This is a genomic window from Flexivirga caeni, from assembly GCF_003724155.1.
Lineage (GTDB): Bacteria > Actinomycetota > Actinomycetes > Actinomycetales > Dermatophilaceae > Flexivirga > Flexivirga caeni.
Window position 1 is genome coordinate 184,596 of record NZ_RJJQ01000002.1, and the last position, 22,971, is coordinate 207,566.

22 protein-coding genes and 1 pseudogene are annotated in these 22,971 nt (G+C 66.8%); 12 read left to right on the forward strand and 11 right to left on the reverse strand.

Going from position 1 to position 22,971, the window contains the following annotated elements:
• Positions 1-63: 63 nt before the first annotated feature.
• The 6 genes from EFY87_RS03250 (at position 64) to EFY87_RS03275 (ending at position 5,033) form a co-directional block, all read left to right on the forward strand.
• Positions 64-516 (forward strand): MarR family winged helix-turn-helix transcriptional regulator, encoded by a 453-nt coding sequence (locus EFY87_RS03250; protein ID WP_123270020.1) that lies wholly within the window; start codon positions 64-66, stop codon positions 514-516.
• A 141-nt stretch (positions 517-657) separates the two neighbouring features.
• Positions 658-1,218: an ArsR/SmtB family transcription factor gene (locus EFY87_RS03255; protein WP_123270021.1), complete on the forward strand. Its 561-nt coding sequence runs from the start codon at positions 658-660 to the stop codon at positions 1,216-1,218.
• Positions 1,215-2,501 (forward strand): MFS transporter, encoded by a 1,287-nt coding sequence (locus tag EFY87_RS03260; RefSeq protein WP_123270022.1) that lies wholly within the window; start codon positions 1,215-1,217, stop codon positions 2,499-2,501. Before EFY87_RS03255 ends, EFY87_RS03260 begins: the two co-directional genes overlap by 4 nt.
• 126 nt (positions 2,502-2,627) lie before the next feature.
• The gene (locus tag EFY87_RS03265) at positions 2,628-2,891 is read left to right on the forward strand and encodes a PIN domain-containing protein (protein ID WP_148043224.1); all 264 of its coding nucleotides are present in this window, start codon (positions 2,628-2,630) and stop codon (positions 2,889-2,891) included.
• Between the two features lie 1,195 nt (positions 2,892-4,086).
• The gene (locus EFY87_RS03270) at positions 4,087-4,422 is read left to right on the forward strand and encodes a type II toxin-antitoxin system prevent-host-death family antitoxin (protein ID WP_123270024.1); all 336 of its coding nucleotides are present in this window, start codon (positions 4,087-4,089) and stop codon (positions 4,420-4,422) included.
• A 71-nt stretch (positions 4,423-4,493) separates the two neighbouring features.
• Entirely contained in the window at positions 4,494-5,033 is a 540-nt protein-coding gene (locus EFY87_RS03275) for a type II toxin-antitoxin system RelE/ParE family toxin (protein WP_123270025.1), read from the forward strand.
• A gap of 138 nt (positions 5,034-5,171) precedes the next feature.
• Here the strand turns inward: EFY87_RS03275 and EFY87_RS03280 are convergent, their stop codons facing one another.
• Together EFY87_RS03280 and EFY87_RS03285 are read right to left on the reverse strand one after the other, a co-directional pair.
• Complete coding sequence (locus EFY87_RS03280; RefSeq protein ID WP_123270026.1) at positions 5,172-6,167, reverse strand: IS5 family transposase; 996 nt, start codon at positions 6,165-6,167, stop codon at positions 5,172-5,174.
• A 442-nt stretch (positions 6,168-6,609) separates the two neighbouring features.
• Positions 6,610-6,871, reverse strand: a pseudogene (locus EFY87_RS03285) (YnfA family protein); the annotation flags it as partial.
• Positions 6,872-6,892: 21 nt separating this feature from the next.
• Here EFY87_RS03285 and EFY87_RS03290 point away from each other — a divergent pair.
• Positions 6,893-7,207, forward strand: a complete 315-nt coding sequence (locus tag EFY87_RS03290; RefSeq protein WP_123270226.1) for a hypothetical protein — start codon at positions 6,893-6,895, stop codon at positions 7,205-7,207.
• Between the two features lie 771 nt (positions 7,208-7,978).
• Here the strand turns inward: EFY87_RS03290 and EFY87_RS03300 are convergent.
• The 3 genes from EFY87_RS03300 to arsB form a co-directional block, all read right to left on the reverse strand.
• Positions 7,979-9,385 carry an FAD-dependent oxidoreductase gene (locus EFY87_RS03300; protein WP_123270027.1) on the reverse strand — a complete coding sequence of 469 codons (1,407 nt, stop codon included), beginning with the start codon at positions 9,383-9,385 and terminating at the stop codon, positions 7,979-7,981.
• Positions 9,386-9,457: 72 nt separating this feature from the next.
• The gene (locus EFY87_RS03305) at positions 9,458-10,129 is read right to left on the reverse strand and encodes an arsenate reductase/protein-tyrosine-phosphatase family protein (protein ID WP_123270028.1); all 672 of its coding nucleotides are present in this window, start codon (positions 10,127-10,129) and stop codon (positions 9,458-9,460) included.
• Entirely contained in the window at positions 10,116-11,210 is a 1,095-nt protein-coding gene (gene arsB, locus EFY87_RS03310) for an ACR3 family arsenite efflux transporter (protein ID WP_123270029.1), read from the reverse strand. The genes EFY87_RS03305 and arsB overlap by 14 nt, the downstream gene beginning before the upstream one ends.
• A 141-nt stretch (positions 11,211-11,351) precedes the next feature.
• Here arsB and EFY87_RS03315 point away from each other — a divergent pair, with 141 nt between their 5' ends.
• A complete protein-coding gene (locus EFY87_RS03315) occupies positions 11,352-11,699 on the forward strand; it encodes an ArsR/SmtB family transcription factor (RefSeq protein ID WP_123270030.1) in 348 nt (115 codons plus the stop codon).
• Positions 11,700-11,771: 72 nt separating this feature from the next.
• Here EFY87_RS03315 and EFY87_RS03320 read toward each other — a convergent pair whose 3' ends face one another.
• Positions 11,772-13,097, reverse strand: coding sequence for an NAD(P)-binding domain-containing protein (locus tag EFY87_RS03320; RefSeq protein ID WP_123270031.1), 1,326 nt, complete (start codon positions 13,095-13,097; stop codon positions 11,772-11,774).
• A gap of 88 nt (positions 13,098-13,185) precedes the next feature.
• Between EFY87_RS03320 and EFY87_RS03325 the strand changes: the two genes are divergently transcribed.
• On the forward strand, positions 13,186-13,548 hold the full coding sequence (locus EFY87_RS03325) for an ArsR/SmtB family transcription factor (protein ID WP_123270227.1): 363 nt from the start codon (positions 13,186-13,188) through the stop codon (positions 13,546-13,548).
• Positions 13,545-14,639 (forward strand): NAD(P)-binding domain-containing protein, encoded by a 1,095-nt coding sequence (locus EFY87_RS03330; RefSeq protein ID WP_123270032.1) that lies wholly within the window; start codon positions 13,545-13,547, stop codon positions 14,637-14,639. Before EFY87_RS03325 ends, EFY87_RS03330 begins: the two co-directional genes overlap by 4 nt.
• A 1,076-nt stretch (positions 14,640-15,715) precedes the next feature.
• On the opposite strand, the gene EFY87_RS03340 is transcribed toward EFY87_RS03330, so the two are convergent.
• From EFY87_RS03340 to EFY87_RS03350, 4 genes are all read right to left on the reverse strand, one after another.
• Positions 15,716-17,953, reverse strand: coding sequence for an MMPL family transporter (locus tag EFY87_RS03340; protein ID WP_123270034.1), 2,238 nt, complete (start codon positions 17,951-17,953; stop codon positions 15,716-15,718).
• A 66-nt stretch (positions 17,954-18,019) separates the two neighbouring features.
• On the reverse strand, positions 18,020-18,802 hold the full coding sequence (locus EFY87_RS03345) for a sulfite exporter TauE/SafE family protein (protein WP_220093479.1): 783 nt from the start codon (positions 18,800-18,802) through the stop codon (positions 18,020-18,022).
• Positions 18,803-18,814: 12 nt separating this feature from the next.
• Positions 18,815-18,988, reverse strand: a complete 174-nt coding sequence (locus tag EFY87_RS20495) for a hypothetical protein (protein WP_181445428.1) — start codon at positions 18,986-18,988, stop codon at positions 18,815-18,817.
• 46 nt (positions 18,989-19,034) lie between these two features.
• Entirely contained in the window at positions 19,035-20,423 is a 1,389-nt protein-coding gene (locus EFY87_RS03350) for an MBL fold metallo-hydrolase (protein WP_245988367.1), read from the reverse strand.
• Positions 20,424-20,681: 258 nt separating this feature from the next.
• On the opposite strand from EFY87_RS03350, the gene EFY87_RS03355 reads away from it, so the two are divergent.
• Positions 20,682-21,080, forward strand: a complete 399-nt coding sequence (locus EFY87_RS03355; RefSeq protein ID WP_123270036.1) for a DUF302 domain-containing protein — start codon at positions 20,682-20,684, stop codon at positions 21,078-21,080.
• Positions 21,081-21,149: 69 nt separating this feature from the next.
• On the forward strand, positions 21,150-21,392 hold the full coding sequence (locus EFY87_RS03360) for a metal-sensitive transcriptional regulator (protein WP_245988369.1): 243 nt from the start codon (positions 21,150-21,152) through the stop codon (positions 21,390-21,392).
• 409 nt (positions 21,393-21,801) lie between these two features.
• Here EFY87_RS03360 and EFY87_RS03365 read toward each other — a convergent pair whose 3' ends face one another.
• Positions 21,802-22,941, reverse strand: coding sequence for a methyltransferase domain-containing protein (locus EFY87_RS03365; RefSeq protein ID WP_123270038.1), 1,140 nt, complete (start codon positions 22,939-22,941; stop codon positions 21,802-21,804).
• Between the last annotated feature and the right edge of the window lie 30 nt (positions 22,942-22,971).

Here is a 22,971-nt window from a genome sequence, read left to right on the forward strand (position 1 = left end):
GCTGCATACGTAGGCTACGTTACGTAAATAACTCTACGTAGAGTCGCGAGAGAGAATGGCGGTATGACGACCACAGACGAGGGATCGACCGCATCCGAGGCAGCATCAGCGGCGGCACGGGACGTGGTGCTGCTGTTCCGTCAACTGCGGCAGCGCATGCGGGAGATTCCCGAAGGGGGTCTCACCTCGGCACAAGGCGCGGTATTGCTGCGGCTGGACAAGGACGGCCCCTCATCGACGACCTTGCTGGCCGCCGCCGAGGGCGTGCGCTCGCAATCCATGACAGTGACTCTCAACGGGCTGGAAGCGAAAGGCCTGATCGAGCGCCGCCCCGACCCTGCCGACGGACGCCGCGCGATCGTGACGCTCAGCGATGCGGGGCGCGATCAGGTCCGCGAGGGCCGCGAACTTCGACACCTTTGGCTGGCCCAAGCACTCGACGCGCGACTGGCCCCTGAGCAGCTCGTAGCAGTCAATGACTCGATCACTCTCCTCACCCACGCGCTCTCCGGCTGAACGGAGCCGGATCAGTGTCCCTTATCTGAGGGGAGGAGCCGGCGGTCCTGACCTCGGTCATGGTGACCTGCTACCGCGCCTACAGGTGAGATATGCACAAGAGCCATTGCGCAATAGCTCTTGTGCATATACCTTGGTGGCATGACGAGATCTGATGTCCGCACGATCACCGATGCGGCGACGCTGGCCGCGCTGGCTCATCCGTTCCGGGCACGGATGATGGACGCGTTGAAGGTGGATGGCCCGTCGACCGCGTCGATGCTCGCCTCCCGGACGGGCCAGGCGGTTGCGAACGCGAGTCACCATCTGAAGGTGCTGAGCGAGGCAGGTCTGGTCGAGGAGGCGCCGGAACTGGCGCGGGACCGGCGGGAGCGGTGGTGGCGTCTGGTGTCGTCGAGCACCCGGTGGAACGCCCGTGATTTCCGTGGCAGCGTGGTCGCCCAGGAGGCTGCGGCGCTCGACTTGCAGCGACAGGTCGATCGAGCTCGGGCCTGGCTGTGCAACGCCGAGTCGGCCCCGGAGTGGGATGGGGCGGCCTACGCAACGCAGATGTGGTTGCGTCTGACGCCGGACGAACTGCGTGAAGTCGCCGCCGAGGTGGTCGCGCTATTGCAGCGATGGAGCGAGCGCACGCCACCGGATGACGGTGCCGAACGTGAGCCGGTGTTCGTGTTCTCGCAGGGGTTCCCGAGCCAGCCATGACCTTCGCACCCGCTGCGGTTGCGCCCCCGTTGGGCAGCAACCGCGAATTCCGCCTGCTCTGGTTCGGTGAGGCCGTCAGCGTCTTGGGGTCAATGACCACTACGGTGGTACTGCCGGTGCTGGCGGTGACTGCACTCCATGCGTCCGCGCAATGGATGGGCTTACTGACCGCAGGCGCTTGGCTGCCCTGGCTGCTGCTCGCGCTGCCGGCCGGCGCCTACATCGATCGCGGCGACAACCGTCGGATTATGATCGCCGCAGACTTCGTCGGTGCCGCCGTGCTGGTGTCGGTGCCGATCGCCGCGGTGTTCGGCCGACTGACCCTGATTCATCTGCTGCTCGCGGCACTCGGTGGCGGGGTGAAGGAGGTCATCTTTCGGACTGCCTACCCCGGGCTCCTGACCCAGGTCGTTCATCCCAACGATCTGGAGCGGGCGAACGGGCGCGTGTACGGCACCGAGTCGGCGATGCAGGTCGCCGGGCCGGGTGTCGGCGGCGTATTGATCGCGCTCGTTCCAGCGGCCCAGGCGCTCCTCATGGATGTCACCAGCTTCGCTGTCTCGATCGTGTGCCTATGCCGGATCCGACCAGCTGCCGACGGGCCCGACGAGGACGACCCCAGGTGCCAAGAGCCGCTGCGGACATTGATCCGGGAGGGCCTGCGAGTCACGGTGGGCGACCGGTACCTGCGTTGGTTCGCCGTTCAGGGCGGCGTGACGAACTTCGCCCTCACCGGATACCAGGCGCTGCTGGTGCTGTGGATGGTCCGCGATCTCGGGACCACGCCCGAGCACGTTGGTCTTCTCCTGGCGACCGGCAGTGTCGGAGGACTCGTCGGCGCTGCAGCCGCCGGACGGATCTCCCGGCGACTTGGAAACGCGCGCGGCATGCTGGTGCTGCAAATTCTGGGCGGACCGACCGCGCTCCTGATCGGGAGCGCCGGACCTGGTGCAATGGTATGGCTCATTCCGCTAGGAGCCGGGCTCGTCGGTGCGGGAGTGGTCGGGGCCAACGTCATACGCGGAGCATTCCGGCAACGATGGACCCCGCCACACCTGCTCGGGCGCACCACCGGTGCCGCATCGATGATCAACTTCGGCACGATGCCGCTGGCAGGCCTCGCTGCTGGCTGGCTCGGTAGCCAACTCGGGCTACGCCCGACGATTCTGCTCATGGCAGGCATCCACGCCGCCAGCAGCCTCGCCACCCTCAATGCTCCCTGGGCGAAGCGACGAGACCTTCCCACCGGTTGCTTGGGCGACACGTGGACCGGCGACAACTAACGCCGCGCGGGTTCTATCCACCGTGGTGGACTGCTCGATGTGCCAGGGCCACGACGCTGGTCGTCTGTGGCACGCACGCCGCTGACGGCGGGGGGAGCGTGCGGCACTCGACGAGTTCCTGACCCAGTGACACCTGGCGAGGTGCTGGCTGGCCCACTCCTGGTCGACACCGATGTGCTGTCATGGATTGCCCTCGGTGAAGGACGCGGCGAGGAGTTCGCTGCGCTCTTGGTCGGTCACCGCCCGTTCACTTCGTTTATTACCTCCGCGGAAGTCCGGACCTTCTTGAGCATGAATGTCCTGGATGATGAACGGGCAGACGCGCTTCGGCTAGGTCTTGCTGACTATGCGCTGTTGCCGGCCCGTGTCGAGGACATCGTGACCGAGTGAGCCAAGCGGCGCGCCGCGACCATCGCAACAGATACCGCCGACGACCGAGAACGGCGACAGAAGGACACGTGGATCGCGGCCTGCGCGCTGGCTGTCGAACCGCCACTTCCAGTGGTGATGGGCAACCTTCGCGACTTTCGCGTGCTGGCAGCGCCCAGTGGCCTCACTCTGATCCATCCGGATCTGCCGGGCGAGTCATCCACAGGGCGATCCTCCGAGTAATCGAATCGCGGCATTGCCACAGATGTTCGATCCGCAGAGCGGGGCAGAGCTGGGCCGCACCAGAACGTGTCCGGAGGCAGTTGCATCTCGCTTAGGCTGAGCGTCGCTCGCGGCGCTGCACGACGGGCTCCTCGCAGTTAGACGCTCCTAGGCGATTCCCCAGCGGTCGCCGACGATCTGCCCATGGCGCGGACTGACCTTCCTGGGGCGGGGCCACTGGGGATGACACATTTCGCTTGGTCGGAGTCTGGGGGTCCCTCAGGGCGGCTTTGGCAGCCTTGTGAAGTGACCGGCAGTCAACCACACCGCAGCAACACAGGCGGATAGAACGTGAATGGCCTTGTGGATCGCAGAGATTCGGATCCACAAGGCCATTCGACGTCGGTGTCCGGAGGGGGAGTTGTCCGTTATCCCGACCACCTCGAAGGCCGGGATTCCGCGGATTTCCGGTAGCTTTAGGCTCGCTGGGTAGCTAGCCCTTTCTCGATCGTGGCGTTGAGGTGATCGACCGCCACGGCCAGCGAGCCACCGACGTCGGGCTGGGCGCGCAAGTGGGCGGAGGTGTTCATGATTGAACCTGTGGGCCGTCTCGTACGTCGCGGCGCGTGCCTTCCGGATCGATGTGGCCGGTCCGCGCAGGCAGGTCGGTGCCACCGGCCGTTGGTTTCGGGGTGCGGCGCCTCGTACCAGCTGCTGAGCTCGAGCTGCGCGAGAACGACATCGCCACCACGATAGAACCCGATAAAAGTGCAGTTGTATCGGAAACTATCTGGGAGCACCTGGTGCAGCGCAGCTCCCGCAGCCCGGGTCAGGTCGAGGATGTCCGGGAGATTCAAGCTCGGCTGATAGCACCTGGCCGAGTCGGGTTGGATGGTGCGAAGTGATCGTCGTGGTCCGCGTCCGGGCGGTGAACTCTCGCCCAGGCGCGTGAGAGTCGCTTGCGATCTATACAGTTTCCTGTACAGTTTTATCCATGGACAGCTTCGTTGACGTGCACCCCGAGCGGACCCTATCCGTGACCGCGGCGACGGGGCGCGGTGTCGCGGGATTGGTCAAGGACGCTGAACATGGCGAGGACCTCATCGTCGAGCGCCACGGTCGCGCGGTCGCTGCGGTCATCTCGGTGGAGCACTTCGACGAGCTGCATCGTGTCCGCGCTGACCTGATCGCTGCCTCTCTGGTTTTGGCGCGCGAGCTGTCCGACAGCGGCAACCGCACGGAGTTGGATGACGTTATCGCGTCGTTCGGGTTCGATCGGGCGGAACTTGAGGCCGAGCTCGACGCCGACATCGCCGCGGGCCGCGCGTGATCCCCGCGCCGACGGGTCTGGAATAGGGCGTGCCTGAAAAGAAGAAGCACCCGGATGTCCCTGGGTGCGTCGTGCGGCTGACCGACGACGCCGTCGATGACCTGCGCACCCTGTTCAAAGCGGACCCGCAGATCGTGCGGTGGGCGTTGAAGAAGATGCTACAGCTCGAACGGGACCCTTATGCAGGAGATCCGCTGCTCGGCGGTCTCATCGGTTACCGCAAGATCATCGTCGGAGATCGATACTGGCGTGTGGTCTGGCGGGTCGGTCAGGACGACGTGGGCGACTTCCGGATCGAGATCGCGGAGGTCTGGGCAGTCGGCTACCGCAAGGACAGCGAGGTCTACGCAGAGATTCAACAACGTGTCGCTGACACCGGATCCTCAACCAAGACCCAAGCACTGACCGAGGTCCTCAAGCTGTTTGCCACGCAGGCACGCGGCCTGACCGCGGCGCCTGAACCGGAACGGCCCGAGCCTGTCCCGAAGTGGTTGACTGATGCACTGCTGTACGTGGTGCGCCTGCCGGCCTCCCGGGTCGAGGCGATGAGCCTCGAAGAAGCAGAGAGAGCATGGACCGAGCACATCTCGGGAACAGGGCAAGACGGCTAGGGAATCGCTGATCTAAGTGCCATTTTGGGGCGACCCTGGTGCGGCAGGTCGCGTGGGGCACTGCGAATAGGGTTGACACCACTGCGATTTGGCCGGTTCCCCGGGATTTCCGGGGCCTGCTGCCGGTTTGTGGGCAGGCTACCGCCCGGGCACCCCGGCTATCTGGACCGCTCGGGTACGCATCAGCAGGTTCGCACTGGTGAACAACACCTGCAGCAGGTTGTGGTTCTTAGCCAACCCGCGGTATCGGGCCTTGGTGAACTTGAAGTCACGTTTCACGATCAAGTACGGGTGCTCGACCTTCGCCCGCACCGACGCCTTGCGTGACTCCACCTGCTGATCGTGCACCGGCATCAACTTCAGCTTGGACTTGCGCGCCGCGACCCGCCACTCGATCTTTGCGAGCTGCTGATCGCCGATGATCTCCGGCCGCTTCTGTACGCCTTGGTATCCGGCGTCGGCGTACCCGACCTCGTCGTCGGGTCGCATCAGCTTGGCCGCCTCGGTGATGTCACCGGCATTCGCCGCCGTCACCGTGACGGTATGCACGTACCCGGTCCCTGCGTCCACGCCGGTGTGGGCCTTCATCCCGAAATGCCACTGATTGCCCTTCTGGGTCTGATGCATTTCCGGATCCCGCGCTCCGGCAGCGTTTTTCGTCGAGCTCGGGGCGGCGATGATCGTCGCGTCGATCACCGACCCGCCCCGCATGATCCACCCGTTGGCCTCGAAGAACCGGGTCTGCGCATCCAGGAACGCCTTGCCCAGGTCGTGCTGTTCGATCAAGTGCCGGAAATGCAACAGGGTGGTCGCGTCCGGCACCTGGGCGGGGGTGAAGTCCAAGCCCAGGAACGTGCGGAACGCGTACGAGTCGTAGATCGCATCCTCGGTACCCTCATCCGACAACGAGAACCACACCTGCAGCAGGTACATCCGCAACATCGTCTCCACCGGCACCGGCTGGCGACCTCGGCGACCGGTCGTGGGATAGAACGGCACGATCAGCCCCGTCCACTCATCCCACGGGATCACTTCGGTCATCATCGCCAGGAACTGATCCCGGCGCGTGCGCCGACGGCGGTTCCCATACTCCACATCGGCGAAACTCGGCTGCTGCGCATCAGAACCAGGCATGCCCCGATTCTCCCAGCAACCGGCGCGCCAGACCGTCAATAGATCAGCGTTTCCCTAGGGCTGACTGAACCGAACCGAGCGCCGGGTCGAGTGAACGATGGTGCAGCCGCGCCGTGCGGGTTTAGCGCGAGCGGCGGCGATCGCGCTCACGTCGCAGCGACACGATCACCGGATCGGTCGTACACAAACCTATGGACGTAACTTCATGATGGCTACGGATGCACGTCTTGCCGGTGTGATCCTGGCCGCCCAAGCGGCGAAACACTATATCGGGATCGGACGGCAGTAAGCAAGAACCTCCAGAACATAGTGCGAGGTTTGCACACGGGCGACGGGGCCATGCTCGCTCAAGCTCTTCCGTCGCCCGGCAAAAACTGGCAGGGGCGGGAATTGATGTGCCGGGAGTAGCCGTTTGTGGATCGTTCTCGGGCACTCCTGGGGATCAGACCTGGCTGTCCGCTACGCGCTTGACCATCCGCGATCGGTTTCCGCGCGGGGCGTACATGATCAAAGCGACGCCGAGGAGGCAGACGAGGGCTCCGGCGACGTCCCACCGATCGCGTCGCTAGCCATCGGCGACCATTCCCAGATCAGGGATCCAGCGACAAAACGCCGCCGTAATCGGCGAGGATGCGTCCGAACGCGGCGCCGGGTTGCAAAGTGGCGACGAATCCGTGCACGCCGAGGGACACCACGCCCGCGCCGACCCGGGGGATGATGTGGGCATGCGTGTTGAACTTCTGGTCGTGCCTGATTGCGTCAACGAGGACGGTGCGTTGCGCTTGCTCCGGTCGTCCTTGGATGAGGTCGGCCTGGGCAAGGTCAGTGTCAACGTGGTGGTGATCGACAGTCAGTCGGCCGCCGAGCGGCACCGGTTTGTGGGCTCGCCGACGATCCTGATCGATGGTGTTGACCCGTTCGCGGTAACGGATGCCGTGCCGGCTCTTGCGTGCCGGATGTACCCGGGCGGGCAGGGTGTGCCGGACGGGCGCGAGCTACGGCACGCGTTGAAGCGTGCCGCTGCCGCGAATCACGGCTGACGACCAAGGATGTGACAACCGAGCGGCCACCAGGATGCTCACTGACATCCAATGGACGGATCGGTTGTTGTCGAAACTCACCGACAGACGATGTCGAGACTCGACTAATGGCTGGGCACGGTGATTCGGCCGCATCGTTCGCACTAGCGATGTGCTTCCCGATTGGCTCCGGTTTGGTCGGCAACCTGCCCGGGCCGCAGGCCCCTCGCCGGGTTCAGCCATTGTTCAGGCCAGGCCCGCGGGCTGACACGGACCCGAGTGACCAGGGCCGCGAGGACGTCGGCCCGGGCCTCCCGGACCTGAACGTCGAGCACGACACGGACTTCATTCGGATCGGCACTGGCGCTCGAGGTGACGGTGAACGTGAAGAACGAGCAGCAGGCTGTCTCTCGGGCCGTCAGCTCCTCCACTCGCGCGACCAGGTCTAATTCGGGTCTAATTCGCCGACCAGCGCGAGCCGAGCTCGGGTCGGGCTCGCGTGGTCTATTTCCCTGGCAGCGGTTGCGAACAAGTCATCGAATCCGGCGACCCGCACTGGTCGCTGCGTGGTCGGCAGGGTGCACGTATCCGCCGGTATCCACGCCTCATCCACTGGTGTCGGCCTTGGTGTGCTCATCGATCGACGGTAAACCCAGGTCCTCGGTACCGGATGCAACCGAACCGGGGACTGGCTGGTAGCACACCGATTTCCAGGATGTGGCCGGGCTGACGAAGACGCGTCTTATTTGGTGCGGGCCGGGGCCTTTGACGCAGAGGAGCAAGGGCATCGACTCACGTCATCGCTGTCCGCGCGGCGGCCGACGGTGTGATGGCGTGTTGCCGGGCCCAAGTTTGCGCCGCGATCTGGACTGCGTCCCAGGGTGAGCCGAGGGGTGGGGTGTAGGACAGGTCGAGCTGGGACACGTCGTCGACGGTCATGCCGTGGAAGAGGGCTGTGGCGTAGGTGTCGACGCGTTTGGCGGTTTCGGTGCCGCGGGCCCCGATTAACTGGGCGCCCAGCAGCCTGCCGGTGTGTTGGTCGCCGGTGATGCGGATGGTGATGGGCTGCGCCCCGGGGTAGTACGCCTTGTGGTCGTCCGGTGTCGCGGTCGCCGATACGGGGGTGAATCCGGCTGCGATGGCTTCGTGTTCGCGTAGGCCGGTGCGCGCGGCGACCAGGTCGAAGACCTTGACGACTTGGGTGCCGAGGCTTCCGGCAAACTTCGTGGAGCCGCCGAGGGCGTTCTCTCCGGCGACTCGTCCTTGCTTGTGCGCGGTCGTGCCGAGCGGGAGGTAGGTGGTGCCGAGTAGGCGGTGGTGGGTGATGACGCAGTCACCGGCGGCCCACACGTGCGGCAGCCCGGTGGCCATGGTCTCGTCCACGACGACGGCGCCGCGTGGCCCGGTGGTGGCTCCGGCACGTACGAACAGGTCGGTGTCGGGGGTGACGCCGACGACGACCAGGACCAGGTCGACGTCCCATTCCAGGGGTTGCTGGTCGGGTCCGGTGCCGGTGACGTGCAGCCCGGTGTCGGTTTTGGCGATGCGGGTGACGGTGGTGCTGGTGTGCACGTCGACGCCGTGCCGGTCCAGTTCGGTGTGCACGAGGGCGCCGAGGTCGGGGTCGACGGTGGGCAGGACTTCGGGGAGTGTTTCGACCTGGGTGACGTGGATGCCGCGGCCGGTGAGGCCTTCGGCCATTTCCAGGCCGACGTACCCGGCACCGACGATCAGCGCGTTCGTGGGGTTGATCCGGTCCAGGGAGTCGGTCAGGGCGAAGGTGTCGCCCATGGAGTGCAGCAGGTGCACCCCGTCGCCCGTGCCGAGCTGGTCCAGGCCGTCGATGGGTGGCCGGGCGGGAACGGCGCCGGTGCCGACGACCAGTTCGTCGTAGCCGATGATGTCGGTGCCGCCGTCGGGGGTGCGGACGAGCAACTGTTGGCCGGGGACGTCGATGTCGGTGACCAGGGTGTCCAGTCGCAGCCGCATCCCGGTGGCTTCCAGGTCGGCGTGGGTGCGGTGGGCCAGGTTGGTCCAGTGGGTGACTTCGCCGGAGATGTAGTACGGGATCCCGCAGATGGAGAAGTTCGGGTAGGCGTCGGCAACGACGACGGTCACGTCGGTGGTGGGGTCGAGTTCGCGGGCGCGCAGCGCGGCGGAGATACCGGCGTCGGAGCCACCGATGGCAACCAGGTGCATGGACGTTGGCCTTTCAAGAGCAGGAAGGTCACAAGGGGTGAGCGAGCAGAACAGCAGCGGTGCGAGGGCGGGTTAGATGTTGAGTTCGCGCAGCAGGGCGCTCACGCGGGTGGTCAGGTTGTCGCGGATGTCGCGCAGCACGGGCAGGGGTTGCCCGTCGGGGTCGGGGATGTCCCAGTCCTCGTAGCGTTTCCCGGCGTAGACCGGGCAGGCGTCGCCGCAGCCCATGGTGATGATGACGTCGGCGGCGTGGACAACGCTGTCGGACAACGGTTTCGGGTACGCCTCGGTCAGGTCAATGCCACGCTCATGCAGGGCTTCGACGGCGACCGGGTTCACTTGCCCGGTGGGGTGGGATCCGGCCGAGCGCACGTGCACCTTCCCCGGTGCGAGGTGTGCGGCGATCGCGGCGGCCATTTGGGAGCGTCCGGCGTTGTGGACGCAGACGAACAGGATTTCCGGGACCGTCCTGCCCAGTTGGCCGCCGGCTTGTGCGGTGGCGGTCAGTTGTTCTTTGGCGTGCCGGGTGATCAGGATCGGCAGGAACGTGGCGATCTTCGACCGTGGTTCCAGCAGATCACGGGCCCCGGTCACCGCAGCGGTGACTTGGTCGCGACTGAAGATGCCGTCGAACTGGTAGGCCAGGTCTTCGATGATCGCCGCCGTGTCGACCGGGCGCACCGGTGCGGTCTGGTCCGCAGGAGAGGCTGGGGCGGTTAGGGCGGGACTGTCAGGTGCTGGCATGGGCGGACTCCCGGGTGGTGGTGAACCGGTTGCGCAGGGCCAGGGAGACGTACACAAGGCCGACGAGCACGGGCACTTCGATGAGGGGGCCGACGACGCCAGCCAGGGCCTGCCCGGAGGTGACGCCGAAGGTGGCGATCGCGACGGCAATGGCTAGTTCGAAGTTGTTGCCGGCGGCCGTGAACGCCAGCGTGGTGGTGCGCTCGTACCCCAGGCCGACGGCGCGGCCAAGGGCGTAACCGCCGCCCCACATGAGGGCGAAGTAGACCAGCAGCGGGAGCGCGATACGCACCACGTCCAGCGGGTGACCGGTGATCTGGTGGCCCTGCAACGCGAACAGGATGACGATGGTGAACAGCAGCCCGTACAGGGCCCAGGGGCCGATCCGGGGTAGGAACTTCTCCTCATACCAAGTACGCCCCTTGGCGCGTTCGCCCAGCCGCCGGGACAGGTACCCGGCCAGTAGCGGGATGCCGAGGAACACCAGGACGGACCCGGCGATCTTCCACGCCGACACGTCCAGGTGTTCTTGGTGCAGGCCGAGCCAGCCGGGCAGCACCGACAGGTAGAACCAGCCCAAGACGGCAAACATGATGACTTGGAAGAAGGAGTTGATCGCGACCAGCACGGCGGCGGCTTCGCGGTCGCCGCAGGCCAGGTCGTTCCAGATGATCACCATGGCGATACACCGGGCCAGGCCGACGATGATGAGGCCGGTGCGGTAGGTGGGCAGGTCGGGCAGGAAGATCCAGGCGAGGGTGAACATCAGCAGCGGCCCGAGCACCCAGTTCAGCACCAGGGAGGTGACCAGCAGCCGCTTGTCGCCGGTGACGGAGTCCAATTTGTCGTAGCGGACTTTGGCCAGCACCGGGTACATCATGATCAGCAGCCCGAGCGCGATCGGGAGCGAAACCCCTTCAATTTCCACGGCACTCAGTGCCGTGTCCAGTCCGGGGATGATCCGACCAAGGAGCAGTCCGACGACCATGGCGGCGCCGATCCAGATTGGCAGGAACCGGTCCAGGGTGGACAGTTTCGCCACCACCGGGGCGTGCGCGGGACGCGTTGCGGTGTCGCTCATCGGACCAGCCCCACACGCGGCTGACCAGTGAGCACCTGTTCACGGGCAACGGACACCATCAACGACCGACCACCTTCTGATTAGACAACTGTCGATGCAGTCAGCCTTGCGCATTGAATTGATGGTTGTCAATATAGAGGGGTGACAGTGACCGTGAAGACGAGTTCCGCCGTGCATGCTGCCGGCGAGTGTGATGACTCGTGTGCTCCGGGCAGCGGTTTGGACGTCGCCACCGCGGCGCGTGCGGCCGAGGTATTCAAGGCCCTGTCGGATCCGGTGCGGTTGCGGTTGTACACCCGGATCGCTGCGTGCGACGGGGAAACGTGCGTCTGTGACATCCAGGACGTCGGGGTCTCGCAGCCGACGGTGTCCCATCACCTACGCAAGCTGCGAGAGGCTGGGTTGATCGATTCCGAGCGACGCGGGACCTGGGTGTATTACCGGCCGGTCGCCGGCGCCCTCACCGTGCTCGACGCAGTACGTCACTGAAAAGCAGTGCGCAGAACGACGTGCCGGGACTCCGTCGGTGTTGCCCATGGCGTCCCGGCACGTATCGGGTTCTCAGCATTGACCGCCGGAGGAGGTGCCGCCGATGGTGAGCAGGGTGGGTGGGGGAGTGCAGCAGCCGCCGCTGGTGCTGTCGGGGTCGTCGTACAGGCCCGATCCTCCGCAGACGCCGGTGTCGGGCAGGTCGAGCTCGACGCGTTCGGCGGCCGCCACGTCGCCGGCCAGCATGGCGACCACGCTGCGTACCTGTTCGTAGCCGGTCATCGCCAAGAAGGTGGGTGCGCGCCCGTAGGACTTCATCCCCACGATGTACAGGTTCGGCTCTCCGGCGTGTGTCAGCTCGCGGGCTCCGGTCGCTTGCACCGAGCCGCACGAGTGGATGTTCGGGTCGACTTCCGCTGCGATCGCACGCGGCGCCTGCAACGTGGGGTCCAGGTCCAGTCGCAGCTCGGACAGGAAGGACAGGTCGGGGCGGAACCCGGCCAGCACCACCAGGGTGTCGGCCGGCTCCAGGGTGCGCCCGTCCTCGCCAGTCAGCACCACTTGAGCGCCGGCGCGGTCGACTCGCGCGGTGCGGAACCCGGTGACCACCTCGACCCGGCCCGCTTCGACGGCCTCGCGGGCCCGGATCCCCAGGGCCCCGCGCTGCGGCAACTGGTCGTCGGCGCCGCCGCCGAAGGTGGTTCCGGTGCCGCCACGTCGCAGCGCCCAGGTGATCCGCGTCCCCGGGTGTTCCCGGGCGATGCGGTCCAGCTCGATGATCGCGTTCAGCGAGGACGCTCCCGCGCCGACCAACACCGTGTGTTGACCGACGAATCGGACAGGGTCGGCGCCGTCGGGAATGCCGTACGAAATCACGTCAGCGTTGGCGTGTTCACCCAGCGCGGGAAGCCCGTTCGCGCCGGCCGGGGCAGGTTGGCGCCAGGTGCCGGACGCATCGATGACGGCCCGCGCGTCGAATCGGTGCTCGACGCCGTCCCCGTCGATGACGTGCACGGTGAACGGTTGCTCGCCCCGGCCAGCGTCCACCAACCGGTCACGGCCTGCGCGGGAGACGCCGGTGACCCGTGCGTCGAACAGGACTCGCTCGCCCAAGGCTCCGGCCAGCGGAGCCAGGTACTGCTCGACCCACTCCGCGCCGGTCGGATACCCCGCGGCCGGAGCCTGCCATCCGCTCGGCTCCAGCAGCCGAGCAGCAGCCTGGTCGATCAACTCCGGCCACTGGGAGAACAGCCGGACGTGACCCCACTCGGCCACCGCAGCCGCCGGGCCCCGTCCCGACTCCAGCACCAGCGGCTCCAGGCCGCGCTCCAACAGATGCGCCGCTGACGCCAAACCCTGCGGGCCGGCACCGATCACGACAACAGGAAGCTCACTCATCAACTCAGTCCTCACATTGACAAACATCGATGGGAGCATCGTGATCAACGCATCGACAAATGTCAATGCGTTATGCACAATGAGTTACATGCCCGCCGCACTGCCGCTCACTCAGCCGGATGCTGCCCTGGCCGCGTGCTGCTCACCGGTCACCGCAGGAATCGTCAGTGACGAGGCCGCCACCACCCTGGCCCGGATGTTCAAAGCGTTGGGCGACCCGACCCGCGTGAAACTACTGTCCCTCATCGCCGCATCCGCCGGCGGTGAGGCGTGCGTGTGCGATCTGACCGATCCGGCCGGGCTGAGCCAGCCCACCATCTCCCACCACATGAAGGTCCTCGCCGACGCCGGGCTGATTACCCGCGAGCAACGCGGCAAGTGGGCGTACTTCTCACTCGCCCCGCAGGTGCTCGGCTCACTCGCCGGGGCGCTGACGCCCACCGCCGGATGAACCCCGCCCACGAACCCGCCAGCGGCGCGAGGACCAGGCGCAACGTCCAGGTGGTCATCATCGGTGGCGGCCAGGCCGGCCTGGCAACCGGGTTCTACCTGCGCCGCGCCGGCCTCACCCCCGGGCAGGACTTCGTCATCCTCGACGCCGCCAACCGCCCCGGATGGATGATGCCGCCGTGGAACGACGCCGAACTCGGATACCCACCACGTGACCACGTCGTGGACTACCTGACCCGCTACGAGCAACGGTACGACCTGAACGTGACCCGGTCATGCACAGCCCACACCGTCACCCCAGCCGACGACGACCCCGGCGGGCGGCTGATCGTGGCCACCGATCTGGGCGACTTCGCCGCTCGAGCGGTCGTGTCCGCGACCGGGACCTGGGACCGGCCCTTCGTACCCAGCTACCCCGGGATGCGGCACTTCACCGGGCACCAGCTGCACGCCGCGAACTACCGCGAACCCGGCCGCTTCGCCGGGCAACGAGTGGTCATCGTCGGTGGCGGCAACTCCGCCGCGCAGATCCTCGCCGAGATCTCCACCGTCGCAGACACGACCTGGGTGACCACCCGCCCACCGCGGTTTCTGCCCGACGACGTCGACGGCCGGGCATTGTTCGCCGCCGCGCGGGCACGCATCCAAGCCCTGCAAGAAGGCCGCGACCATGCCGGTGTCGCCGGGCTGGGCGACATCGTCATGGTCGAAGCCGTCCGGGCGGCCCGCGACCGCGGCGTCCTCAAGGCCCAACCCATGTTCGACCGGCTCACCCGCGATGGTGTCGCCTGGGCCGACGGCGCCCACCAGAACGTCGACGCGGTGATCTGGTGCACCGGCTTCCGGCCCGCCCTCAGACACCTACGGCACCTCGACCTCCGCACCGACAACGGTCACCCCGCCGTCGGCGGGGCATCCGGCACCCGAGCCATCAGCGAACCACGGCTCTATCTCGTCGGGTACGGCGACTGGACCGGACCAGCATCCGCAACACTCGCCGGAGTCGGCCCGTCCGCCCGAGCCACCGCGCACGCCATCACAGCGAAGCCCGTAACAGCGCAACCACCTAGCCGCCCTCTGGAAGGGGCCTAGGTGGCTGGTGCTTTTCGTGCCGTTCGACACCAGCCACCTAGTAGACGTTCCACATACGGTCCGGTCCGGGCTCGAACGGAGAGCATCGACGACTTCTTCGGTCCCGAGATCGACGCACAGGGCCGTCGAGCCGAAGGGTGTCCCCCTTTCCGCAGGATGATGGCTGGGCGCACATCGAGGCCGCCACCAAGCAGTACGACGGCTACAAAGTCCAGGCCATCCTCAACGAGATCAACGGTCGTGACCACTCGGGAGCGACGAAGGTCGGCACGCCAGCAGTCTTCGGGATGAACTTCCAGGCCGTGTCGGTCGCGCAGAAGTCCCGGTCGACCTCGGCAACCCTGATGGGGCCGGATGCACAGGGTAACTACCCACGAGCGCCCCGCAACCGGGTGGCTACCAGTGGAATGGCGGCTAGTTGGTGCCCGGCCCGGTGCAGTTTCGCCATGATGCCCGCGACCGAATTCGCCACAGATCGACGCGATCATCCAGGGTCGATGTCAGGACCGTACACCGGCTGGATGCGCAGCAGGCCTCGCGCTCGCCGGCGCCGATCTGACAGGAGCAGCGACTCCGCAAGGGATCGCCTTCTGGCAGGGCCTGCCAGGCAGTTCAGCCTTGGCGGTTGCCTTGATCGGCTGCAAGGAGGCTTGCGGTCCATGTCCCGTGATTTTTCGCGTTACGCCGACATCGTTGAGGTTCCCGATGTCGTCGGTCTGCATGTCGGCGACGCGGCCCGGGTGACCTACGTCGCCGGCCTCAAACTCGCGCAACCGGACCCGGATGAACCACCACGATTACTGGGTCACCGGGCAGGAGCCACCTGTCGGATCAAGTCGCTGGCGTTGGGATCCGCTCCTCGTTCGCTGGTCCCGCTTCGCCGGGCCGGTGTTCGCGAGCCGCGACGACCCCCCTCGCCGGTAAGCACGCTTACCGGCGAGATAGGCCCATCGACGGACCGATAGCCGATCGGCATCCGGAACAATGTCATGCTCGGTGCGGCGGCGCAGGCGCAGGCTGATGGTGACGAGGTTGCTGGCAGAGGATGCCGAAGAAGCCTGCCGCTAGGCCGAACGTCAGTGGGTGAACCGCACGGCGGGCAGGACCTTCGCCAGCCAGGTGGGAGCACGCCACGCTCGATGGCCGGTGAGCCGCAGGACGACGGGGAGCAGGATGAGTCGGATACACAACGCGTCCAGGAAGACGGCGACGGCCAGGATGATGCCCATTTCCTTGGGAGCGAGCGGTCCGGATAGCGCGAAGGTCAGGAACACGGCGACCATGACGCCGGCGGCTGCGACGACGACACGTCCCGAGGTTCGCAGCGCCTCTCGCATGGCGTGCTGCGGGTCGCCGGTCGCGTCGTATTGCTCGCGCGCAGCGGACAGTAGGAAGAGGGTGTAGTCCATTGCGACTCCGGTGAGCATCGCGCCGAAGAACAGCGGTGCCCAGGCGTCGACGAAACCCTGTGACTGGAAGCCCAGCAAGCCCGAGAGGTGGCCGTCGCCGAAGATGAGTTTCGCGACGCCGAACGCTGCCCCGATGGAGGCGAGGTTGGTGATGGTGCCGACGAACGCGATCAGCGGGCTGCCGAGGGCGATGAGCAGCAGCAGGAAGCCGAGCCCGATCAGCAGCGCGAAAACGACGGGAGTCTTCGCGGACAGCGCCTTCTCCAGGTCGTGGTTCTCGGCCGCGGCGCCTCCGACCAGGCTGCCGTGTGGCAGTTCGGTGCGGATCCGGTCGATGGTGGCGCCGGTGGCGGGGGCGGAGGCGTCGGTGGTGGGTATGGCCAGCAGCATGGTCCGTCCGTCGTTCGCGCCGGCGGGCACGGTGGCGGCGATGCCCCGGTCGTGTGCGAGCGCCGCTCGTGCGGCTCCGGCGTCGGGGGTCGGGGTGATGACCTGCAAGGTGCCAGGAGCGCCTTGCCCGAATGCTGCTGTGACCTGCTGGTATCCGGCGCGGGCCGATTGGTTGGCGGGGATGATCGAGATGGACGGCATACCGGTGCGCAGTCCCAGGACAGGTGCCGCGAGCAGCGCGAGAACTGCGAGGGCCAGTGCACCGGCGGCCCACGGCCGGCGGTGCAGCAGCGCGCCCCAGCGATGCATCAACTGCTCGACGCCACGACGGTGGGTCGTCCCCTGCGTGGTCGTATGCCGGCCGGGCCGCCGGTCGGAGCCGGGCCGGCGCAGGCGACCGGCGTCGATCTTCGTCCCGAGCTTGCCCAGGACGGCGGGGAGCAGGGTGAGTGTCGCAGCGAGAACGGCGACGACGGAGAGCATGATGCCCAGGGCCATGGAGCGGAAGGCGGGACTCGGCACCAGCAGGACGGTGGAGAGCGACACCAGGACGGTGACTCCGGAGAACGCGATCGCTTTTCCGGCAGTGCCCATGGTTTCGGCGACGGCTTCGACCGCGGTGCGCCGGTCGCCCGGCTGGGCTCCTCGATGGTGTAGCGCTGACCGGTATCGGACGACGAGGAACAGGGCGTAGTCGATGCCCAGGGCCAGCGCGAACATCATGGCGAAGTTGAGTGCCCAGACACTGACCGGAGCCAGGTGCGTGGCGATCACCAGGGCACCGGCTGCGGTGAGCAGACCGACCATGGTGAGCATCAGCGGGAGCCCGGCGGCGACGAGGCTGCCGAAGGCCAGCACGAGCACTATCAGGGTCACCGGCCACGACAGCACCTCGGACTTGATCATCGCGCTGTGGTTGACCTTGTTGAAATCAGACCACAGAGCACTGGATCCCGTCAGATTCACCGAGATCGTCGACGTCGCCAGTCGGCTCAACGGTGCTGTCAGGTCGTCGGCGGCACGGACCATGGTGTTCGCGTCCTGGGCTGCACCGGCCTGCACTATCGCAGTCGTCCCGTCGCGGGACAGACTGACACCTGGTCTGGGCGCGACCACGGTGCTCACCCGCGGATCTGCTTTGAGGGTGGATTCGACCTGCGCGATGACCCGACGGGCGGCGGGGTCCTTGGCGATCGGGCCGGTTCCGTCGTGGACCACGACCTGTAGCGCTGTGGAGCCCATGCCCGCGAAGTCGTGTTGGATGACGTCCCTGGCCTGCACGGACTGACTGCCGCTGTCTTGCCAGCCGGCACCGGACAGCGCCGTCTCGACCTTGGGCGCGAAGGCACCGAAGCCGGCAAGCACGACCAACCAGAGAGCCAGGACGATGCCGAGGTGGGACGCCGACCAGGCGCCCAGTCGGGCTAGTCCCGTGTGCCGTGGGGGCCCGGATGCGCCGTCAGCAGTTGCCGGACGGGCGTGCGGGTCGGTGGAGGTGGTGCGTTCAGTGGTCACAGTGGATCTCCAGAAGACGGCAGGGGTGAGGGATTCGGGTGGTGCGATGTGCAGACGGGGGTCGGGTCAGGCGAGGCTCGCGGTGCTGCGGATCGTGACGTATGCCGCGACGAGCAGGAGCAGCCCGGCGAAGGCCCGGCGGAGGGTGACCTGGGGGGGGGTGTGCTGCGCGGCTCTGGCACCGAGCAGTGACCCGATGATCGCGGCGATGGTGAACGGAACGATGAGCGACCAGTGGAACGTGGTGTGACCGGCGCGTGCGGCGAGTGCGCCGGCGGAGTTGAGCGCGATGACCAGCAGTGATGTTCCGACGGCGGTGGTCATCGGGAAGCCCAGCGCCATCACCAGGGCGGGCACGATGATGAACCCTCCGCCCACCCCGAGAAACCCGGTGAGGAAACCGACGAGTAGTCCCGCTGCCACGAATTTGGCAGCTCGCAGGCCATTGCGCTCGGTGAGGGCGGTTTCGTTCGGTGACCGGTCCCTGCCTGCTGCGTGTCGCAGCATGCCCACGGCGGCCAGCAGCATGAGGCCGGCGAAGGCCAGTAGCAGGACATTCGGGTCGACCTGCCGGTTGAGTGCGCTTCCGGGCCAGGACGCGGCGACGCCGGTCAGTCCGAACACGGCGCCGGTTGCCCAGCGGACGTTGCCGGAGCGCGCGTGTCCGACTGCACCGATGAGGGAGGTGATCCCGACGATGACCAGGCTGCCGGTGGTGGCTGCCTGCGCGGGTTCACCCAGTAGGTAGACCAGTGCCGGCACGGTCAGAATGGAACCCCCGCCGCCGAGGGCTCCGAGACCGGCGCCGATCAGCAGGCCCAGCGCCAGTGCGGCGATCAGTGTCAGCATCGAGGTGTGTGGTCAGCTGCGGCCGAGCAGCCGGCGTAGGAACGACGCCTGCGGACCCGGCGGCTGGTCGGCGTGACCGGGGCACCGGTCCGCGCGGGGGACGCGGTCCATGACTTGGTCGACGTGGCGACCGCAACCGGCCCAGGTGGTCTTGCCACAAGTCTTGCAGGTGACTGGACGACACATGATGAGTGCTCCTTCGTGATGCGGGTGGTGGTGTTGTGTGCGCAGGTCAGGCGATCGGTAAGCCGCTGGCAGCGGCTTGCTCGTCGAATCCGTCGTCGACAGCGATGACGGGGTTGTGGTGCGCCGCCAGCACGGAAGCGGCGATCGAGGCGCGATACCCGCTGGCACAGTGCACCCAGACCTCGCCCTCGGGAACCTCGCCCAGCCGACCGAGCAACTCGTGCAGCGGGATGTTCACCGATCCTGCGATGTGGGCGGCGGCGTATTCGTTCTTCTGGCGAACGTCGAGGACGGCGACGTGGCGGTGGTGGCGTACCTGTGCCAGATCGGCAAACACTGCCCGTGGGAAGGATCCGAGCGGGCCGTCGGTCCAGTCGGTCGGACCCCCGGTGGCCGCGCCTTCGAGGCGGTCGAGGCCGATGCGGGTCAGTTCGCGTTGTGCCTCAGCGACCTGCTCGGGGGAGTCGCCGAGCAGGGTCAGGGGCGTGCCCCATGGAATCAACCACCCGAGGTAGGTGGCGAACTGCCCATCGAGTCCGAAGTTGAGCGTGCCGGTCACGTGACCTGCCGCGAAAGCGGTCCGGGTGCGCAGGTCGACGACCCACTCGCGGTCCGCGATCCGGGCGGCGATCTCCTGGGCGTCCACCTCCCGGGGAGTCGACAGATCGGCAGCATCCGGCCCACCGGCGTTCCCCGGTGTCATGTGCACGTAGTAGGCCGGGTATTCATCCAGCCCGGCCAGAGTCGCCTCGGCCCATTCCCGCTCGTCCTCGGTCAGGGCCGGGTTGACGTTCTTCTCCGCACCGATCGTCGAAGACGTTGCGTCACCGGTCGATCCGGCCGAGCAGAACGACCCGAAACCGTGGGTGGGCAACACGGCAGCGTCGTCGGGCAGTTGCTGTGCCAGCCGGTGCACGGAATCGAACTGCTGGTGCAGCAGCTCGTGGGTGTGCTCGGTGCCCAGCAGGTCCGGTCGGCCCGTCGCGCCATACAGCAGGGATCCGCCGGTGAAGACACCGACCACTTCGACCTCTTCGGCGGTACCTGTCTCCAGGGCGTAGGACAGGTGAGTGAAGGTGTGCCCAGGGGTGGCGATGACCCGCACCCGCATCACCGGTGAGACCTCGATGACCTCACCGTCGCGCACCGGGTCACGGTCGTAGGCGACCTGATCTTCGGCGTTGACGTGGTATGCCGCGCCGGTCACCTCCGCCAGCGCCAGGCCGCCGGTCAGATAGTCGTTGTGCAGGTGCGTTTCGAAAACGTGCGTGATCGCGACGCCGGTCTGCCGGGCCAGGTCCAGCACCCGGTCGATGTCGCGTTGCGGGTCGATGACCAGCGCCACCTGCCCGTCATGGGCCAGGTAGGACCGGTCGCCCAGCGTCGGGGTGTCCAGGGTCAACACGGTCGGAGCGTTCGGTGCGAAGTCAGTCACTGCGATCATTTCCTCGGTAGGGAGGTCGGAGGCCGGTTCTGTACTATCGGCGCGATACCCTGTGGGGTATCGTGACTACTCCAACATTAATACCCCCAGGGGTATTCCTGTCCAATCGTGCAGCCTCCCGGACGTCGACCGCCAGGCCCGATCCCAACCGAGTCGAAATACGTCGGGTGCCTTGCGCGTTACATACCCCAGCGGGTATCCGAGCGCCCCACTTGTCACGTCACTGACTGACGCAAAGGAAGGTTCACGATGAGCTACGCCATCACTACCACCATCGACAAGCCGTATGCCCAGACGGTTCGGGCCACCCGAGATGCTCTCGCGGAGCAAGGATTTGGCGTGCTGACCGAAATCGACATTGCCGCCACCCTGAAGGCAAAACTCGGCGCCGACGTCGCACCGCAGATCATCCTGGGCGCCTGCCGCCCCCCGCTGGCGCACGCCGCGCTCGAAGCCGAGCCGTCCATCGGACTGCTCCTGCCCTGCAACGTGGTCGTCCGCGCCGTCGATGACGGCCACACGGTCGTGGAGGCGATGGATCCCACAGTGATGGTGACGCTCACCGGGAACGAACAGCTCGCCGACGTCGCCACCGACGCGCGCGACAGACTCACCAGTGCGCTTGCCGCGCTCACACCCCAATCCTGATCACCGCCGAGACATCCGCCTCGGCCGAACGCGAAGGGCCCGCTCATGGTCACGCTCAACACCGATGACATGACCCCTGTGCTGAACCGGTTGCGCCGGGCTCAGGGTCAGCTCGGCGGCGTCATCCGTCTCATCGAGGAAGGCCGCGACTGCAAGGACGTCGTCACCCAGCTCGCGGCCGTCAACCGCGCACTGGACCGGGCGGGTTTCGCCATCGTCTCCTCCGGCATGCGCGAATGCCTCGCCTCGCCCGGTGGCATCAATGCCGACGATCAGGCGACGATGGAAAGGCTCTTCCTCACGCTCTCATAGGCATTGCTCGGCCTTGGCGTAGCTGCGCACTTTGCGCAGGGCCCCGCCGCCGCGCGCATTGCGTACCGCGTCCGCGAACTCGACGACCCCACTGGTCCACGTCGGGACTACACCGCACCCGGCAAGACCGTGAAGAACCACAAAGGGTCCTCCAGAACGAAGTGAAGCCGACAACGTGAGCAACTGATCGCCCGGCCCGAACTGCCTAAAGCAACCAGCCCCTCCCGGACGAGAGGGGCCGGGTGACGAACCCTGCGCCCGCTCACGAGACCTCGAGTCGGCACACCTGCGACAGAACGAGTAACCGAAACTGTGCCGTTGACTTCACAAACAGTGAACCCCCACGTCAGAGGGTGATCCGCGCCGGCACGCGGTCGCTCGACCGCCCTCATTTGGTGGACGAGACGGTTCACGGCGTAGACAGGGGCAACCGGGCTACTCCGGCGATGTGCGGCAGGGACAGCCGGCCGAGCCCCGATTCGAGCTCGCAGTACTCCTCGATGATGAAGCCGGCGCCGCGTATCGCGCGCAGCGTGTCACGCGAAAGGTGGCATCCTGCGCCCAGCCGGGGCCAGATGCCGCTGGTATCAAGCCACCGCTGTATCGGGCGTCGCCGATCTCCGGCGGCCACATGTTCATAGAATCGCAACTCACCGCCGGGCCGGAGGACGCGCTTGATCTCCGCCAGCGCCTGCGCCTGGTCCGGAACCGTGCAAAGGACAAGGCAGATGACCGCGGCGTCGTAGGAGTCGTCGGCGCCGGGAATCGCCTCCGCGGCGCCGTCGACGACCGTCGTCGGCACAGGCAGACCTCGTGCGGCCTGCTGGGCGAGGGAGCGTAATTGCGGTTCCGGTTCGATCGCCACGACCCGGTTCACGGTGCTGGGGTAGTGGCGAAAGTTGAGTCCGTCCCCCGCGCCGAGTTCGACCACGGTGCCCTCCAGCCCAGCGAGGAGCTCGCGTCGAGCCTCATGGGACATGGCTTTCGAGGAGAGTATCCGCCAGACCTTTGCGAACGACGGGTGCGCCGAAGTCGGCCGCGGCTGAGGGCGCGACGTCCTGAGCGCCCCGGTGACGGTATTCATCGTGAGGTTGGCGAACGCTATAAGACCGGCCACCGCATCAACTTGCTCAAGTTGTGCCTCGCCGAGCCGCGACCGCGCATTCGCGGTCAGCTGGGGATCTGCTGCGGACCGAAATCGCCGTGCCGCCCTATCGGTGGCGTAGACCACCGCGGACCGGGTCGCGACGTCGAGAGCGGCGAGATCACCAAGTCCGATGGAGCGCAGATCCTCGGCGCTGACACCGGCTCGCAAAGCCCAGCGGTGGTGGACGTTACTGCAGCCCCGGCAGGCATTGGACCGGCTCACAGCTACCATCACCGCTTCTCGCCGGGCAGGCGGCACGCCGCCGCGATAGGCCCGAACCAGGACGCTCGCGCTGCCGAGAACTCGCGCCAAGGCACCGAATGCATCGCGCGCGCCTTCGAACCGTTGCGGCTCAGGCGTCAAAACGCGGTCGTCTATCTGTGCAGCGCTGTCTCGGCCCACGGACGGATCTCCTCGCTGTAGCGTGCTGTC

Coding starts and splice junctions, on each gene's coding strand:
- EFY87_RS03355 (WP_123270036.1), top strand. CDS start 20,682: ATGAGCTACGCCATCACTACCACCATCGACAAGCCGTATGCCCAGACG.
- EFY87_RS03360 (WP_245988369.1), top strand. CDS start 21,150: ATGACCCCTGTGCTGAACCGGTTGCGCCGGGCTCAGGGTCAGCTCGGC.
- arsB (WP_123270029.1), bottom strand. CDS start 11,210: ATGAGCGACACCGCAACGCGTCCCGCGCACGCCCCGGTGGTGGCGAAA.
- EFY87_RS03325 (WP_123270227.1), top strand. CDS start 13,186: ATGCCCGCCGCACTGCCGCTCACTCAGCCGGATGCTGCCCTGGCCGCG.
- EFY87_RS03305 (WP_123270028.1), bottom strand. CDS start 10,129: ATGCCAGCACCTGACAGTCCCGCCCTAACCGCCCCAGCCTCTCCTGCG.
- EFY87_RS03345 (WP_220093479.1), bottom strand. CDS start 18,802: ATGCTGACACTGATCGCCGCACTGGCGCTGGGCCTGCTGATCGGCGCC.
- EFY87_RS20495 (WP_181445428.1), bottom strand. CDS start 18,988: ATGTGTCGTCCAGTCACCTGCAAGACTTGTGGCAAGACCACCTGGGCC.
- EFY87_RS03320 (WP_123270031.1), bottom strand. CDS start 13,097: ATGAGTGAGCTTCCTGTTGTCGTGATCGGTGCCGGCCCGCAGGGTTTG.
- EFY87_RS03290 (WP_123270226.1), top strand. CDS start 6,893: ATGCGTGTTGAACTTCTGGTCGTGCCTGATTGCGTCAACGAGGACGGT.
- EFY87_RS03280 (WP_123270026.1), bottom strand. CDS start 6,167: ATGCCTGGTTCTGATGCGCAGCAGCCGAGTTTCGCCGATGTGGAGTAT.
- EFY87_RS03250 (WP_123270020.1), top strand. CDS start 64: ATGACGACCACAGACGAGGGATCGACCGCATCCGAGGCAGCATCAGCG.
- EFY87_RS03270 (WP_123270024.1), top strand. CDS start 4,087: ATGGACAGCTTCGTTGACGTGCACCCCGAGCGGACCCTATCCGTGACC.
- EFY87_RS03300 (WP_123270027.1), bottom strand. CDS start 9,385: ATGCACCTGGTTGCCATCGGTGGCTCCGACGCCGGTATCTCCGCCGCG.
- EFY87_RS03330 (WP_123270032.1), top strand. CDS start 13,545: ATGAACCCCGCCCACGAACCCGCCAGCGGCGCGAGGACCAGGCGCAAC.
- EFY87_RS03260 (WP_123270022.1), top strand. CDS start 1,215: ATGACCTTCGCACCCGCTGCGGTTGCGCCCCCGTTGGGCAGCAACCGC.
- EFY87_RS03255 (WP_123270021.1), top strand. CDS start 658: ATGACGAGATCTGATGTCCGCACGATCACCGATGCGGCGACGCTGGCC.